At 29.9% G+C, this 14,278-nt stretch carries 23 protein-coding genes; 17 read left to right on the plus strand and 6 right to left on the minus strand.

From position 1 onward, the window contains the following. The first annotated feature begins 7 nt into the window (after nt 1-7). From ACIQ7L_RS10315 to ACIQ7L_RS10330, 4 genes are all read left to right on the plus strand, one after another. Nucleotides 8-694 carry a hypothetical protein gene (locus ACIQ7L_RS10315; RefSeq protein ID WP_400568804.1) on the plus strand — a complete coding sequence of 229 codons (687 nt, stop codon included), beginning with the start codon at nt 8-10 and terminating at the stop codon, nt 692-694. A gap of 121 nt (nt 695-815) precedes the next feature. Further along, nucleotides 816-1,166, plus strand: coding sequence for a hypothetical protein (locus ACIQ7L_RS10320; RefSeq protein WP_400568806.1), 351 nt, complete (start codon nt 816-818; stop codon nt 1,164-1,166). A gap of 70 nt (nt 1,167-1,236) precedes the next feature. Then, the gene (locus tag ACIQ7L_RS10325; RefSeq protein WP_400568808.1) at nt 1,237-1,575 is read left to right on the plus strand and encodes a defense against restriction DarA-related protein; all 339 of its coding nucleotides are present in this window, start codon (nt 1,237-1,239) and stop codon (nt 1,573-1,575) included. Between the two features lie 116 nt (nt 1,576-1,691). After that, nucleotides 1,692-1,901 (plus strand): hypothetical protein, encoded by a 210-nt coding sequence (locus ACIQ7L_RS10330; RefSeq protein ID WP_400568809.1) that lies wholly within the window; start codon nt 1,692-1,694, stop codon nt 1,899-1,901. Nucleotides 1,902-2,028: 127 nt separating this feature from the next. On the opposite strand, the gene ACIQ7L_RS10335 is transcribed toward ACIQ7L_RS10330, so the two are convergent. Beyond that, nucleotides 2,029-2,358 (minus strand): hypothetical protein, encoded by a 330-nt coding sequence (locus tag ACIQ7L_RS10335; RefSeq protein ID WP_400568811.1) that lies wholly within the window; start codon nt 2,356-2,358, stop codon nt 2,029-2,031. Between the two features lie 281 nt (nt 2,359-2,639). Between ACIQ7L_RS10335 and ACIQ7L_RS10340 the strand changes: the two genes are divergently transcribed. From ACIQ7L_RS10340 to ACIQ7L_RS10375, 8 genes are all read left to right on the plus strand, one after another. Then, nucleotides 2,640-2,828 carry a hypothetical protein gene (locus ACIQ7L_RS10340; protein WP_400568813.1) on the plus strand — a complete coding sequence of 63 codons (189 nt, stop codon included), beginning with the start codon at nt 2,640-2,642 and terminating at the stop codon, nt 2,826-2,828. A 116-nt stretch (nt 2,829-2,944) separates the two neighbouring features. Beyond that, entirely contained in the window at nt 2,945-3,136 is a 192-nt protein-coding gene (locus ACIQ7L_RS10345; protein WP_400568815.1) for a hypothetical protein, read from the plus strand. Nucleotides 3,137-3,210: 74 nt separating this feature from the next. After that, a complete protein-coding gene (locus ACIQ7L_RS10350; protein WP_400568817.1) occupies nt 3,211-3,705 on the plus strand; it encodes a hypothetical protein in 495 nt (164 codons plus the stop codon). Between the two features lie 123 nt (nt 3,706-3,828). Further along, nucleotides 3,829-4,617, plus strand: coding sequence for a hypothetical protein (locus tag ACIQ7L_RS10355; protein ID WP_400568818.1), 789 nt, complete (start codon nt 3,829-3,831; stop codon nt 4,615-4,617). 197 nt (nt 4,618-4,814) lie between these two features. Beyond that, complete coding sequence (locus tag ACIQ7L_RS10360; protein ID WP_400568820.1) at nt 4,815-5,537, plus strand: ribonuclease H family protein; 723 nt, start codon at nt 4,815-4,817, stop codon at nt 5,535-5,537. 37 nt (nt 5,538-5,574) lie between these two features. Then, the gene (locus tag ACIQ7L_RS10365) at nt 5,575-6,063 is read left to right on the plus strand and encodes a hypothetical protein (RefSeq protein ID WP_400568821.1); all 489 of its coding nucleotides are present in this window, start codon (nt 5,575-5,577) and stop codon (nt 6,061-6,063) included. Between the two features lie 2 nt (nt 6,064-6,065). Further along, nucleotides 6,066-6,494, plus strand: coding sequence for a hypothetical protein (locus tag ACIQ7L_RS10370; protein ID WP_400568823.1), 429 nt, complete (start codon nt 6,066-6,068; stop codon nt 6,492-6,494). Continuing rightward, the gene (locus tag ACIQ7L_RS10375; RefSeq protein ID WP_400568825.1) at nt 6,488-6,907 is read left to right on the plus strand and encodes a hypothetical protein; all 420 of its coding nucleotides are present in this window, start codon (nt 6,488-6,490) and stop codon (nt 6,905-6,907) included. The genes ACIQ7L_RS10370 and ACIQ7L_RS10375 overlap by 7 nt, the downstream gene beginning before the upstream one ends. A 278-nt stretch (nt 6,908-7,185) precedes the next feature. Here the strand turns inward: ACIQ7L_RS10375 and ACIQ7L_RS10380 are convergent, their stop codons facing one another. The 5 genes from ACIQ7L_RS10380 to ACIQ7L_RS10400 form a co-directional block, all read right to left on the minus strand. Next, complete coding sequence (locus ACIQ7L_RS10380) at nt 7,186-7,410, minus strand: Phr family secreted Rap phosphatase inhibitor (RefSeq protein WP_400568826.1); 225 nt, start codon at nt 7,408-7,410, stop codon at nt 7,186-7,188. Continuing rightward, nucleotides 7,410-8,504, minus strand: coding sequence for a response regulator aspartate phosphatase (locus ACIQ7L_RS10385; protein WP_400568828.1), 1,095 nt, complete (start codon nt 8,502-8,504; stop codon nt 7,410-7,412). Before ACIQ7L_RS10385 ends, ACIQ7L_RS10380 begins: the two co-directional genes overlap by 1 nt. A 156-nt stretch (nt 8,505-8,660) precedes the next feature. Next, nucleotides 8,661-9,122 carry a hypothetical protein gene (locus ACIQ7L_RS10390; RefSeq protein WP_400568830.1) on the minus strand — a complete coding sequence of 154 codons (462 nt, stop codon included), beginning with the start codon at nt 9,120-9,122 and terminating at the stop codon, nt 8,661-8,663. Nucleotides 9,123-9,135: 13 nt separating this feature from the next. Next, nucleotides 9,136-9,333, minus strand: coding sequence for a hypothetical protein (locus ACIQ7L_RS10395; protein ID WP_400568832.1), 198 nt, complete (start codon nt 9,331-9,333; stop codon nt 9,136-9,138). Between the two features lie 196 nt (nt 9,334-9,529). Next, entirely contained in the window at nt 9,530-10,141 is a 612-nt protein-coding gene (locus tag ACIQ7L_RS10400; protein ID WP_400568834.1) for a hypothetical protein, read from the minus strand. 211 nt (nt 10,142-10,352) lie between these two features. Between ACIQ7L_RS10400 and ACIQ7L_RS10405 the strand changes: the two genes are divergently transcribed. The 5 genes from ACIQ7L_RS10405 (at nt 10,353) to ACIQ7L_RS10425 (ending at nt 13,956) form a co-directional block, all read left to right on the plus strand. Beyond that, nucleotides 10,353-10,946 carry a hypothetical protein gene (locus ACIQ7L_RS10405; RefSeq protein WP_400568835.1) on the plus strand — a complete coding sequence of 198 codons (594 nt, stop codon included), beginning with the start codon at nt 10,353-10,355 and terminating at the stop codon, nt 10,944-10,946. A 66-nt stretch (nt 10,947-11,012) separates the two neighbouring features. Next, the gene (locus tag ACIQ7L_RS10410; protein ID WP_400568837.1) at nt 11,013-12,041 is read left to right on the plus strand and encodes an SMEK domain-containing protein; all 1,029 of its coding nucleotides are present in this window, start codon (nt 11,013-11,015) and stop codon (nt 12,039-12,041) included. Between the two features lie 103 nt (nt 12,042-12,144). After that, nucleotides 12,145-13,218: an SMEK domain-containing protein gene (locus tag ACIQ7L_RS10415; protein WP_400568838.1), complete on the plus strand. Its 1,074-nt coding sequence runs from the start codon at nt 12,145-12,147 to the stop codon at nt 13,216-13,218. Nucleotides 13,219-13,304: 86 nt separating this feature from the next. Next, entirely contained in the window at nt 13,305-13,727 is a 423-nt protein-coding gene (locus tag ACIQ7L_RS10420; protein WP_400568840.1) for a hypothetical protein, read from the plus strand. 49 nt (nt 13,728-13,776) lie between these two features. Further along, nucleotides 13,777-13,956 carry a hypothetical protein gene (locus tag ACIQ7L_RS10425; RefSeq protein ID WP_400568842.1) on the plus strand — a complete coding sequence of 60 codons (180 nt, stop codon included), beginning with the start codon at nt 13,777-13,779 and terminating at the stop codon, nt 13,954-13,956. Nucleotides 13,957-14,278 lie beyond the last annotated feature (322 nt).

Consider the following 14,278-nt stretch of genomic DNA (forward strand, 5'->3'; position numbering starts at 1 on the left):
ATTAAAAATGGCTAAATATGAAGTTGTAGTAGAATTACAGGTAAAAGGATTAAGAAAAGAGAATGATGCTTATGGCTTAGTATCTTCTATGAATAATTGTGAGTTTTGCAATAAAAATGATGCATTTGATGGATTTTTACGTAACTTTTCTTATGATAAAAAAGAAAAAATAGGAACTTGTTTAGTTGAGTTTACAATCAATTCAAAAGAAGGTGGAGTTGATTCTGTTTTAGAAGAAATGACAAATTGTGAATATTGTCACAGCAATCATGAAATTACATTCGTCAAAAATAGTGTCAAAGAAATTCCTTACAGTTGTATTGATGAAATTTCAGAAGCATATCGAAAAGATTTCTATCAACCGCTTCAAGAACATCCAGGATATAAAACTATCTCAAAAGACCATGTGTTTGATGAAAATCAATCTGTTAAATGGAATCGAGAGGAAGTTGAGAGACAAAATGAGTTGTTAAAACAACGTAAAGAAGAATGGAAAGAAGAAAAAAGCAGATTAAATGCTAAGATGCAAAAGGATTGCATTCGAGTATTGAAAGAGGACTATAATCTAAATGACGCACAGGCTGATAAGCTATACTGGTATATATACCAAAGAGAACATTCATGTATGCATGACTTCTTTATTTATTTAGATGAGTTTGCTGAGGCTGTAAAAGAGATTATTGAATTAAGTTAAAAGGGGCGAAATTTCGCCTCTTTTTTCTTTTAAAGAATAAGCATCTGAATCGGATTCTATAATAGCAGTGAATATAAAAAACAGGTATTTCAATGAATCTAATCAAAAGGGAGAGAGTGTAATGAACGTAAACTCAAATGGATATTTAAACAAGGGTGTAGCATTTCAAGATGTTTTAAAGGCTATTAAAGAAAAATATGCTGAAGTTGTGAATGTTAGACGTTTTTCTTTTAAGCGAACAGGTGGTTTAATTAGCGTTAAGTATCAAGTGGAAGACCGAACATTTACTGGAGAAATGTACTTTAATGAAACCCATAATACGGATTTTGAACATACTAAAATAGATGGTCCACATTTATTTATTAGTATGAGAGGTTATGGAGCTCCAGATATCATTCATAGTATTGTGAAAGAATTTGGTGGTTGTTTCGCAGTACATGAACATAGGTTGCAAGATATCGTCAAGTATTAAGGTGAAAGATATAATAAATATTAATTAACATGAATCAATAAAAATAATATTTAACAGGATGGTGTAATAAATGAGTAAGTTATATTGGTATGCATACAGATTAAGGGGATGTGCCCCTGGTTGTCAGCCAAAAGGATTTGTGGATAGAAATGATGCCTATGGAAAATTTGGTTCCATTGCTTATGATAGACCATTAACAGAACAGGAAATAAGTGATTATGAACTGGATGAAATCACGGAAGGCAAACAAATGGGGATTCAATTAAATTGTTTGTTAAATAATGGCGATAAATCTATTTCAGAAGATGAAAAGGACGAATTTCTGAGTAAGCTTGGAGATTTGTTAGGTGCTTATGGATGGGATGTTAATGAAGACTTTATATGTGAGTTAGTGGAGTTAGAAGATTAAAGGTATTTAAATAAAAGGCTCCGTTATAAGAGATTGTTGGTTTTTCTATAAATCTCAAATTTGATATTAAATTTATATGTAGTAGACAAAATTTGCGAATTAGGAAAGGTGAAAAAATGAAAGTAAGTATAGGCTGTTCTGTTAAAGAATACTTTGTGGGCAAAGGAGATACGGTTATTGCTTCTTGGGCTGTTGAACAATTTGGTTTTAAAGAGGGGAATAAGTATGTAGTAAAGGACATTAGTCCGACGAAGAATTTAATAATAGAAAATGAAAATGGAGAAACGAACGAGTATGACACTGTATATTTCTCGCCGTGTTTTTAATACCGTTGACGAATAAATAGTGTGATAACCCAACATAAATAGAGTTGGGTTATTTTTTTATCAAATATCAACATTTTACTTTAACCGAGCCAAATAAAAAAGCTCGCTATCAATTATTGAGCTTTTTTTACATAGCCATATTTGATTCGCTATCTGTACTTAGATGAAAAGAAATTTCTCCTTTTGCTACTTTATCTAAGTGCCACCACCATTCCGATGAAGGTTCAGTAGATAAAGAAAAATCATAAACCTCCCTGATATGTTCTGACATTTTCTTTGCATTTTGAATTAAAAGCATATCGTAACTATACAATTGAATTCTTTCTTCATTTGTAAGTTCATGAATGATTTTTTTCAATGCACTTCTTGTGTGTAGCATGTTTAAGGATTCAAAAGGACTTACTTCAAAATCACTTACATCTAATCCGTAATTCTTAATTAATATGCTATTACTCACTTTTTAATACCTCCTTTGCTTTCCCTAAACATTCGTAGCCTTTTTCTTTTAATAGATAGTCATTATTTTCTCCACTTTATCATGATTCCCTCCTTTTTTATGATTCTTTTTATTCTATGGCAAAAGACGTTTATAGATGATTGAGAAGAATGCTTTATTGAATAGGTTTCTTGTTTTTTTCCTATGTTTTGTAACTCTTAATAATCAATTTATAGAGTGCATATAATAATTGAATTTATAAAACAGGTATTGAAATCAATTCAATTATTGGAGGGTCTAAAATGACATATAAACAAATAGAACTATTGAATCAATTAAACAATATATTATTGGCTTTAAATGAAGAGTGTCTGAATGATAATGAATTTAACAATCTACTTGCTGAAATGAATGGATTTAATTATTCAATAGACGAGTTAGTTTTGATAATTAAGCACTGCATTGAATCAAAAGGAAACCTTGCTAAATAGTAGCGGGGTTTTTTATTTTGTTGAAGATTGAAATAAATAGACATTTAGATACATATAATAAGCGAAACTATAAAACAGGTATTTAAAACAAATTCATTAATAGGAGGCTCATAAACATGGGTGTAACTACAACAGGTTTATTAAAAGAAAAAGAAAGTACAGCAAATGAATATGTGATTTACATGAATCAAGGGGTTTCTATAAAGGCAAATTCAGAAAAAGAGGCAATAGAAAAAGCGAAAACGGAATTTTTGAGAATGCTTCAAGGAACTGATACGGATTTTATGGAAATTGATGAAGTTAATTAAAAAATCAAAGTAAAGATTTGTTATAAACTCATTTTATTTTAAATAAATATAACAATATATTGGAGGAAAAGAAAATGACAACAGTTAAAAATACAATGGCAATCAATACAACAAAAGGTGAAATCTCAGCAATTGCAGTGAATGACGATGCGTATCCATCTATTAAAATCATGATTAATGGAGAGCTTGTTACCGTAGTTGAATTAGATTCAGATAACGATAATTTTAGAGTCCACAACTATCAAGGGAATGAAGACGAACCTATTGCAAGTTATGACTATAACCTAAAAAGTATCTTTGATTATCAAATTGTACAAGAGGAAATTGAGCGTATTCGTAGCTTAGAAGATGATGGTCGAGATATTGAAATGGATATTTATATTCTAAATCAAGGTCTATCTAAAGTTAATGAAATTATAAATGGTCAAAAGGAATCGGTTGTTATCAGTACAGATATGTGGGATGAATGTCATACTTCATTAGATAAAATTTTAGAATTTTTTAATCTAAGAGTTGTAGACGACTCAACATATTTTGATAATAAGCAGTTTTTAGTTGTGAAAAAATAAGGGTTTTAAAAGAGCGTATGGTTTATCCTTACGTTCTTTTTATTGAATATAGTTAAAAATATATTTATTATATATAAGTATAAGAAAATGAAGAGACTCACAGAAAAGGAACTGGTGATATTTATGGAAATCAATATGGAAAAACTCATGGCTGATGAATTTAAAAATGGAAACAAACTGTTATCCCTGCATCATTACGCTAAAGATGGGGATGAGGTAAAGTTAGAAATTAAAAAGGAGTGGTTACCTTACTTACATGACGAAGTAGACCTATTATCTCCTGAAAGCTTCCATGAACGACATCTTGTATATATGTATGTTCAAGAATTAATAGAGATGCTACCGAAGTTAAAAGAAGAAGGAGCGATGGAAAAACAATTGTTAATCGTTATAGAAACGCTTCTGTTAGCTTTAGACTATCTTACTCACGAACGTTTTGCTTATGCACCATTTACAAACGAGCATAGGGAAGAAATAAATAGCATTATAAAAGAATGTTTTGAACAAGAAAAGACAGCTACTTTTTCTAACGATGCAAATCGCCCTTCTTTATTGAAATCTAAAATAATTGAAGGAAAAGAGAAAGTTTACTGTTTAGATGAAAGAGAAGAAAAGAGAAGGTTGTATATGGCTGTGGTTTATACAAAACCTAAGGATTTACAAGACCGATTCAAACAAATTGCATTTTGGTTGGGTAATGTTAACCTTAAGCCAAATTCGGATAGGGTTACTTATCAAGAATCTATAGAAGGTAAAACCAATCATGATTTACATGTTGATTTATTGTTCTACCTCAATATGGTAAAACAAACGTTATCCTGGTTCATACACTCTTATTCATGGAGAAATAATGAATTAGCAGGATTTGATGAGATTGACATTATATCTAAATTAGGATTGAGATTTAGTTAATTGTATTTAAATACTATCAATATAGCGGAATAAGATAAATTGAATGGGAGAAGGTGTATAGTTTTTATACGCCTCTTTTTATTGACTGTAGTTAATAAAAAAGATATGATTTAATAAAAGATTAAATTTGAACTTCAGAGGTTTTAACACGTTTATATAGAAAGAAAGATTAAATACTTTATAGGGAGATATATTACATGGCCAAAAATAAATTTTACGCAGTTAAAAAGGGATTTGATAAACAAAAGAATGAAGTTGTTACAGATGTGATTTTAACTTCATGGGATGAAACAGCATCGTTGGTTCAAGGTGTTAATAAAAAATTACATGGTATTGCTTCTGAGTACAAAGGATTTCCTACAAGAGAAGAAGCAGAAGCCTTTCTTCAAGAAGATGAACCATACATACGAAAAAGTGATGATTCTTATCCGAAAGATGCTCTTCATTGTTATGTTGATGGTAGTTACAGTAAAGAAATCGAGAATTACTCATATGGATTGATTTGTGTAGAAGGTGAAAAAACAGTCGTTCATGTTGACAATGGCGTGGGAAGTAATAAAGATGAAATTGCTATGCAACAAATAGGTGGAGAATTACTTGGTACAATGAAGGCTCTTTTAGTAGCGAAAAAGAAAAAGGCTAAAAAGTTGGTCATCTTCTTTGATTATGAAGGTGTTGCTCTTCATGCTACTGGATATTGGAAAAGGGATAATAAATTTTCGGAGACCTATTATCAATGGATGCAAAAATTCTTTGCTGAAAATCCTGATATAGAGGTGACATTCTGTAAAGTAGATGCACATACTGGTGATGATTTTAATGAATTAGCAGATGGATTTGCTAAATTGGCGTTAAATATTAAACCTGATAGTAACTTCTATAAGTTAGTTAAAAAATATGGAATTTCGAAAGTTCTATAAATACATGTGAATCACTTAATAAAGGAGCGGTTTTCTAATGACTAAAGAAATTATGCAAATATGGAAAGATGAAATCAAAAAAGCTGAAGGGTATCCTCTATTAAAAAAAGCCATTCAAATTGCATATGAGGCTCATAAAGAACAAATGGATAAAGGAGGAAACCCATACATTTTACACCCTCTGCATGTGATGAATCAATTAGAAACGATTGATGAGAAGATTGTAGGTGTTTTACATGATACAAAAGAGGATGCAGGACTAACAGATGAATTTTTCCGTTCAGAAGGGTTCCCAGAAAGAATTATTCAAGGAATTGATTCTGTTACTCGTAGACCTGGTGAAACATATATGGAATTCATTAAACGCTCTTCAGAAGATGAACTTGGGCGTAAGGTGAAGAAAGAAGATATTTTGCACAATATGGATTTGTCTCGTATCTCTGTTATCACTGAAAAGCATATAAGCCTACAGAAGCGATACAAAAAGGGATTAGATTTCCTGAATCAAGCAGAGGGGGTGAAGTAGGGATGAAAAGACAAGAGGTTCTAATGGAAATGGTAAATCGTTATGATTCGTTATCGGATATTGAAAGGAAGTATTTAAATCATGCAGTAAATATTTACAGACCTCTTTTAAAAATCGAAAACGCTCAAAATACAAATGAATTGTTAGAGGATGAGTATTACAATTTACGTTCCTTAAATATTAAATTAGTAGAGAGCTATTTATTAAAAGAACTTCTTTGGAAATTTCTCAAACGAAAAGGGCTTTCAAAATCTATGTTATCTATGGAAGAACTATATTCGATGCTATATCAAGAATATGATGATGTGAAAGACTTGAAAAATGACAAGATTGAAGCTATTGAAGGAATTAAAAACTTGCTACAAGAGTTAGAAGAGCAAAAGAATAGAAATAATGAATCTAACGAAGAAAGCTGTGAAGAGAAATGTTAGTAGATTTAAAGGTATTAAAAAAGCGTCGGAATAAAATGAGAATTGGTAAGGGTATGTATTTAGCGAAATCAGGATTTGAATTTAATTTTCACTTTTTATTAGAAATTTGTGGTGTTCAAGTTATTGATAAGTATGAACCGATTGTAGATACAGAAGAACGGTATGTTAGTTGTAATGGTGTTTGCGATAACCCTCAACAAATTTTAGATTATATTCCTGAATTAGAAACGTCAAAAGAAAAATATGTAGTTGCTTTGACAAGGGTAAGAAAAGTGGACCAGTCTAAATGGGGTGGTTGGAGATGGTGTAAATGGGGAAAATACATCGGTACACAAACATCGACTGCCAATTATTTATATGATGAGGAACATATTGACGAAATATATTGCTATAGGATTTTTAAGGTGAAATAATCCTGGCGGAATAAGATAATTTAGAAAATAGCTTATCTAATGTAATTGTTACCATAATAGTGGCGGTTTCTATAAAATATTTTCTTTTACGAGGTTCATACTTATGCTTCCTACGTAGGTGCAGTGTGGGCTATTTATTTAAGATTCTCTTCTTGGATGTAGAAGACTATTCATGCTTACCGTGACATAGATAGGTATCTGATGGCACTCCTATAATAAGAATACACTAAAAAGGAGATAAATTATTTTTATCCCCTTTTTGTGTTTTGAATATGGCCTTACCAAACATCAGCGTGAGAATAATAAGTAACAGGCAATAAATCAGTTCCTTTTGTACCTGCAACAGCAAAGGTATTTTCTTGATTATGATTCATGAATGATTCTTGCTTGGGAGCAGGGAAGTCAGCGTGGGATGCTTGTTGTTTTCCTGGTAAAGAATTCATGCCAAACGACAAAACACCTACAGATACAATACCTAATAACACAATTTTAATTTTCTTCATTATTTTAACGCTCCTTTTTTATCCAATTCTTTTTTCGCCTCATGTGCTTTGTAAAAATAATGAGAAGCTTTTAGATGGTTATCAACGCTATAATACTTTACGGCTAACATTTCACTATATTCTTGTACATACTCCCACAGACTTTCTTTTTCAAAATAAGCTAATCCTGACTTTATTACTTCTTCTGTTTCTTCAATAGATGTTCCTGTATTTAATTCTCTTAATACAGCAAAATGCCATTTATATTCTTCATTCCCTAATCCATTGCAAATTAAGGTACCTTTTTCAATTAGTTCTTCAGCTATATTTCCTTCTTTTAGTTTGTAATATTCTCTTGCTTGTAAAAAAATAGCTTTAAAATGATTCGGTATCTTCTCCGACACTTCTGATAAATGACGAATAGCTAACTCTGATAAGTTTTGACTGGCATATAGCCAACCTAAATTATTACGAATCCGAAGAACCAACATGTCCTTATTTGCTTTTTGTAAAATATTTATGGCTGTATTATAGCTTTCTTCTGCTTGTTCAAATTGCTTTAAATGAACGCAAGAGGAGGCAAATGCATTTTCGCAAGATGCAATATTTAATTCATTCCCACTATGTTCTTCATAAATCTCTTTAGCTTTCCACGCGTTTTGTATGGCTAAAATGGACTGATTATTATGATGATAGAGTACAGAGATTCGATAATGGAATTCAGCTTTTTCTAATTTATCTGGTATATCTTTCAATCGTTTGTATGCCTCATCAAAATGTTTTTGAGCTTCTGGTACATTGAACAAGAATGTAGAATGAATCGCTTTAAATAAATGATAATAATAAGACAATAAATTATCTGAAGGAATTTCAAATTCATCAATTTTACTGAATGAATCCTTTGAAATATTGATACCATTTGTCAAAACCGCATGTCTAAATTCAAGTAAATGATAATAGAAAAGCAAATCAGCATTTGAATCAATATTTTTCATGCTGTTTTCTACTTCATTTTTTAATTTCGTAGCTAAATCCATATTTTGTTTCCTTATTTCTCTATACCATTCATCTAAGAGTTTTATTAGACTCTCATTGCTTAAAACCCCTGTATGCATAGAATCCCCTCTTCCTAAATATTGTAATTCAATCATAGCAACAAATAAAAGAGTGGTAAACTGAATGTTCTGGAAAATAATTTTCTCAACAAATATCTGACAATTAACACATACTAAAAAGGAGCAGATAATTATCTGTTCCTAATCTCAAGTTAGCTATTTAACAAGAAAAATCCAAAACTTAAAGTCAAACAACGTAAATTTTGGTAATAAATCTTTGAAATATAGAGATAATACAAGTGAAATAGTCAATATCACAAAAATCAAAATATGCCATTTGAATAAACTAAAACTATATCTCCATGAGGCTGTTATGTCTTCTTGTATAAAATCTATAAAGGTTTTTTTTGCAACAATTTGCAAAACTAAGCAACCCAATAAGAACGTAAGAAAAGTGACTTCTGTAAATAAGCACAAAAACACTTCATTTCCATTGATTAAAAATAGATTTAATATGATTATAGGTGGAACAAATGCTTTTGTAATTCTATTCATTACCTTTAACTCATTATTTAAAGAATGATGCCCCCATCTAACCTGTCTATCCATTTGAAAAATTTGATAGCTCATATTAATACTTATGAATAGACCGATTGAAAGTAAAATATATACATTCATTTGTATCCCTCCTTTACATCAAAATAAATTGAATTACCTGCCCCTCTAATGCCAACCATCCAAGCACTGCCCCTAAAACTATCGAAACACTTCCTTTTATGAGATAAGTTTTTTCCGAGGGATGCTGTATATCTTCCAGATTTCTTGTTAGTGCATAAAAAGTATATAGACCACAAAGCAATGAGACTGTAGTAAAAATAATCTTTACCATATAAAAACACTCCTTTTTCTTTCTTTTTTATCAATATAGTTCTTTCTTTTTATATGTATTCAATCATCTATGTCTATTTGTTTTTAGATATATTCAATCTACAATTCTTAAAAAAGCATCTTTATAACTATTACTATTCATTAAAACCAACGATTTATAAAAAATAAAAAGAAGCAGATAAATATCTGCTTCTAAATTAGCTGAGTAGGAATGCCCAAAATTTATCAAGTTGTTTGAAAAAACATAATGCGTCTGGCTTATGCTGAATTGAAAAAAGTATAAATAACATACCGCCATAGAGAGAATGCAATATAAATTTAAAGCTATCAAAAAATTCTTGTTCGCTGTCTTGAATATAAGGGAATTTCATCACCAGTTTTTGACTAAGTATTCCAAAAAGAATCATCAATACAAAAATTATAGGAATTGCAGTGATTGGATAAAACATCATGATTATAAATAAAGGAATTAAGCATATATATGTTATTTGTTTTTTTATAATAAAGATTGCAACTCCAGGGATTAAAAATGCAGGTATCATCTCAAATAGAACATTGAAAAAAATAAGCAAGACAAGTATAAAACAAATCTGTTTAAAATTTAATGTGCAAAAAGCCGACAAAACACTAAGCGAAGTAAAGAAAAGCATTTTTCGTTGTTTTGAACATTCCAAGTTTGTAATCAGCTCCATTTTATTTGTGATTGGATTTGGTTGAAAATCAATATTCTCTACCATATCTGCTTTAATTACGAATGAACAAATTAGAAAAATAGTTGATAATATCAATAAAATAGTAAAACTATTCATTACTTAAAACACCTCCTGTTAATAATGGAATTAAATAAAAATCTCATTTAAAAACACTCCTTTTTCTTTCTTTTTATCAATATAGTTCTCTCTTTTCATATCTATTCAATTATTTATATCTACTTGTTTTTAGATGTTCTGTTGATTGCATATAATGTCTGGAAGATAAAAAACAGGTATTTAATTGAATTAATTTTAGGAGGATATATAAATGAGTGTATTAATTAATATGTTGAGAAGAATGGTAGATAAGCATGATGAAAAGCATGGGCTAAGAAAAAGAGAAGTATTTGAATGTACGGGATTGGAAAGACGGAATGAAAGAAGAAGAGAGGCATTTCGCATTCCTTTAGAGGAAAGCCAATGTCCAGTCTTTCAAGATAATCGTTGCTGTGGCTCTTGTGATTTATCGCCTACTTGTGACTTCGCTACACATTGTCAATGTTTTGGGTATGAAAAGGGTGCTTTAGGTGGTACTGCGGAAGGATATTATATGAGAGATAATGATTTCTCTAAGTTTGGTCGAATTAAGAATGGAGAATTTGATTGGGACTTCTTTAAAATGAATAAAGCTAAATTCTCTTTAAAAGAGAAACCATTCGTTATTAGGGAAGTGGATGGAGAAAAGAAAGTATGTAAATATGTAAATTGGAATGAGGAAGAAAGAGCTTTTGTTTTACAGGTTTTAGGTAAGGATGAGATAATAGAGAAAGAATTAATTGTAGATGTGAAAGAACTCGAATATCCAATTAGCTATGAGACATTCGAATTTGCTAAGTATAAAATGGAGAACTTACATTATTAATAACAAAATAGAGAGTATACAGGATTATTCTGTATACTCTTTATATTTTTGAAAGGATGAAATAAAATGAAGCAAATTCCGAAAGAAGATGAGTTATTTACTGATTATGCATCAGCAATTTCTTTTCGATTAAACTTGATTGAAGCAAGAATTAAAACTGACAATCGTTTGAATTTTACAAATAACAATATAAAATCTGAAAAGTTTTTTGCAGGTTTGTTTAATTTGATTTACGGCTACAAGCTAAAGAATTTAAATAAGAAAATAAGAAATGCCCCTGGGATTGATTTGGGGGATAAAGAAAACAAAGTGTGCTATCAAGTAACTTCAACAAATGACAGGAAGAAAATTATTGAATCAGTAAAAAAATTCATATCATATGAATGGGAAAAAGACTATGATACACTAAATGTTTTTATCATTGGTACAAAGAAAAAATATCATGAATTTCAGGAATTCAATTTTGAATTTAATATAATTGATATACCAGAGATTAGAGAAGAAATAGATGAATTATCAATTGAAAGACAAGCGGAGATTTATAATTATGTAAAACTATATATTCCATTGCCAGATATAGATGATTTGTATCAAACGGTGAAATTAAAAAAGGGGAAATATTCAAAATTTTTAAAGGCATATTCCAGACCAGAATATAAGAAAACGGATAAGAAAACAATTAATCAGTTAGCTGAAGAATTAAGTGAATTTGATATTAGCACAAGAAGACTTATTTGTTCTATAATGAAGAAAACTATTAAAGTCGATGATGGTCTTTTCTTTAGATTATATGATGTGTCCAAAAATTTAAAGTGGACTTATGATGAATTAGTGAATGAACTAAATGGATTGAGAGATGAAAAATGGATTGAATCAGCATACGTGGAGGGTGAGATGGAAAAACTATTTGAAGTGTCGGATTCCGTATATTATGAAAGAGGTCTTATTTGCCTTTCTTACTATCGAAATGACGCTGAATGGTTAAGTTGTATACATACTTTTCTTAGGGATGAAAGTAAAAAGAAAAAACAGGAAAGTTTTGACGAACTTTTAAAAAGATTGATTTTGATGTTAGATTTTAGTGTGCTGAAATAAATGCAGGTGTAAAGGAGACTTATGAGTTTCCTTTTTTGTTTTTCTGGATAAAAATATAAGTATGGTAAAATGAAGATATATTAGTGAACGGAGTGATTAAAAAATGCCTATATTCAAGAGAACAGAAATTGCAGATGAAATCAAAAAGAAACTATCTATAATTCCGATAGAAATCAAATTCGATACAAAGAAAAATACTGTCACAGAAAATGTTAGAGCGGAAACATTTTTTTGTGGTTTACTTAATTTAATTTATGATTTGGAACTGATGAATTTAAATCATATAACTTTAAATACACCTGCAATTGATTTAGGAGACAGGAAAGTAGGGATTAGCTATCAAATCACTTCAACAAATACAAGAACGAAAATATTGGATTGTGTGGAGAAATTTAAAAGGCACAATTTAGATAAAGAGTACAATGTATTAAATGTACTCATCATTGGTGAAAAAAAGAAATACGAGCCTTTTCCCAATTATGATTCTTTTCGTTTACAAACAATAGATATTTATGATATTCAATCCATTATTGAATCATTATCTATAGAGAAACAAGAAGAAATTCTTCAGTTTATAAATAAAGAATTGATAATAGAAGATTATTCTCGTGAAGTTATGTTTAAAAAAGGACAGGATTATCAAGGATTTACAAATAGTTTACCGATGAATTCATTAGGGGATTATACAGAGAAATTAATTTCATGTATAGATGAATTTGGAGAAATGCTAAACCAATTCAATCCGAGAACAAGGGAGCTCATATATGCCATTTTATTGAATGCTACAATGGTTTCAAATAGGATTCATAAGTGGGACATTACTTTTTATTACAATGAAATACAGAACATTTTAGGATGGGATGACGAGCTTTTACTTACAAAATTAGACGTTTTACGAAGATATGATTTAATAAAGTTTCATATCATTGATAGTTCGTCTGAAATTTTAAGAAATAAATATGAAATGTACAAGTCAGGGATAAGGAACAATAAATATACAAAAGAATTATATGGTGAATTTATGGTTATTATGAGGGTTGACCATTTTGAACTTTTGGGAGAGGGCTTCTTACCTTCCATCGTAAGCTATCTAAAAAAGAAATCTAATAGAAAAGAAGACTATAAGCGACTGATTAGGAAATTGATTTTGGATTTAGACTTTACTGTTTTGAATTAAATAGTTGATAAAAGCATGTTATAAAACATGCTTTTTTTATTTGAACATGTTAACATTAACTATAGTCAATAAAAGAAGGTGTTAAAGTGATAAAGATTTTTTTTGATAAGAAAGAATACGAAGGAGCAGGGCGTATAGAACCTGTTTTATCAAGAACAATGGTGTTTAGATTTATTGAACCTAAGATAAATGATATAATACTGAAATTTTTTACATACGTCTCCGAAGAGTGGGGATTTCTTGAGAGCAGAGAAAAAAGGCATCCCGAATATACTATTAAATTCATTCAAGAATGTTATCTAAGGATGATGCCCTGGTTTTTAGATGAAGAGAGATTAGAATCCTTCATCGTAAAATATGAGGATGATTTTTATGTTTTATTGGCACAGTACATGATTTACCATTACAACCATCGTGAATTGGATTTTTTAACAGAAGAACAGCAAGTTTTTTTCATAGATATCGTACATAAGTTGAAGATGCATGAAGGTTTAAAGTTATCTTCATAACCTTGTTTATAAAGAAGATATAGGCAATATAAAAAGGGGGAAGTATACAATGAAGATGCTATATCTACTAATGAAAGAAATTATGATTGGAATAGAAGACTTTATTACTGAACGCTATTTAGTTTCATTCTATATTATGGGTTTTCTTTTATCTTATTCATGTGCATTCGTATTATTATCCATCGGATGGTGTGTATATGAATGGGTTATATTCGGACATTTAAACTAAAATCAAGAAGATACAGTTATCGCATTAAAATGGTCCTTCTTATTGATGTTACCGATTGCTGATTTATATTTAAGGAACTTGAACAAGAAATTGAAGAATATGTAAAAAATATTTTGTATAAATGGATATCCATTGAGATTAATAAATCATTGATTCAATTGATAATGCACACTTAACAAAGTATAATAAATATATGGTAGATAGCCACAGATTTTCCCAGGTGGTTCGTGGGTAAACTCCTTTGTTTGACATTACTCGTCTAATGTGCGAGCTTGCTATCATTGATTTTTTAAGCTAAAGTCTTGTTTCTCAAGAAGTATAA

It is taken from the genome of Bacillus sp. NPDC094106 (genome assembly GCF_044764345.1).
Classification (GTDB): Bacteria; Bacillota; Bacilli; order Bacillales; family Bacillaceae_G; genus Bacillus_A.

Coding starts and splice junctions, on each gene's coding strand:
- ACIQ7L_RS10315 (WP_400568804.1), top strand. CDS start 8: ATGGCTAAATATGAAGTTGTAGTAGAATTACAGGTAAAAGGATTAAGA.
- ACIQ7L_RS10320 (WP_400568806.1), top strand. CDS start 816: ATGAACGTAAACTCAAATGGATATTTAAACAAGGGTGTAGCATTTCAA.
- ACIQ7L_RS10325 (WP_400568808.1), top strand. CDS start 1,237: ATGAGTAAGTTATATTGGTATGCATACAGATTAAGGGGATGTGCCCCT.
- ACIQ7L_RS10330 (WP_400568809.1), top strand. CDS start 1,692: ATGAAAGTAAGTATAGGCTGTTCTGTTAAAGAATACTTTGTGGGCAAA.
- ACIQ7L_RS10340 (WP_400568813.1), top strand. CDS start 2,640: ATGACATATAAACAAATAGAACTATTGAATCAATTAAACAATATATTA.
- ACIQ7L_RS10345 (WP_400568815.1), top strand. CDS start 2,945: ATGGGTGTAACTACAACAGGTTTATTAAAAGAAAAAGAAAGTACAGCA.
- ACIQ7L_RS10350 (WP_400568817.1), top strand. CDS start 3,211: ATGACAACAGTTAAAAATACAATGGCAATCAATACAACAAAAGGTGAA.
- ACIQ7L_RS10355 (WP_400568818.1), top strand. CDS start 3,829: ATGGAAATCAATATGGAAAAACTCATGGCTGATGAATTTAAAAATGGA.
- ACIQ7L_RS10360 (WP_400568820.1), top strand. CDS start 4,815: ATGGCCAAAAATAAATTTTACGCAGTTAAAAAGGGATTTGATAAACAA.
- ACIQ7L_RS10365 (WP_400568821.1), top strand. CDS start 5,575: ATGACTAAAGAAATTATGCAAATATGGAAAGATGAAATCAAAAAAGCT.
- ACIQ7L_RS10370 (WP_400568823.1), top strand. CDS start 6,066: ATGAAAAGACAAGAGGTTCTAATGGAAATGGTAAATCGTTATGATTCG.
- ACIQ7L_RS10375 (WP_400568825.1), top strand. CDS start 6,488: ATGTTAGTAGATTTAAAGGTATTAAAAAAGCGTCGGAATAAAATGAGA.
- ACIQ7L_RS10380 (WP_400568826.1), bottom strand. CDS start 7,410: ATGAAGAAAATTAAAATTGTGTTATTAGGTATTGTATCTGTAGGTGTT.
- ACIQ7L_RS10385 (WP_400568828.1), bottom strand. CDS start 8,504: ATGCATACAGGGGTTTTAAGCAATGAGAGTCTAATAAAACTCTTAGAT.
- ACIQ7L_RS10390 (WP_400568830.1), bottom strand. CDS start 9,122: ATGAATGTATATATTTTACTTTCAATCGGTCTATTCATAAGTATTAAT.
- ACIQ7L_RS10395 (WP_400568832.1), bottom strand. CDS start 9,333: ATGGTAAAGATTATTTTTACTACAGTCTCATTGCTTTGTGGTCTATAT.
- ACIQ7L_RS10400 (WP_400568834.1), bottom strand. CDS start 10,141: ATGAATAGTTTTACTATTTTATTGATATTATCAACTATTTTTCTAATT.
- ACIQ7L_RS10405 (WP_400568835.1), top strand. CDS start 10,353: ATGAGTGTATTAATTAATATGTTGAGAAGAATGGTAGATAAGCATGAT.
- ACIQ7L_RS10410 (WP_400568837.1), top strand. CDS start 11,013: ATGAAGCAAATTCCGAAAGAAGATGAGTTATTTACTGATTATGCATCA.
- ACIQ7L_RS10415 (WP_400568838.1), top strand. CDS start 12,145: ATGCCTATATTCAAGAGAACAGAAATTGCAGATGAAATCAAAAAGAAA.
- ACIQ7L_RS10425 (WP_400568842.1), top strand. CDS start 13,777: ATGAAGATGCTATATCTACTAATGAAAGAAATTATGATTGGAATAGAA.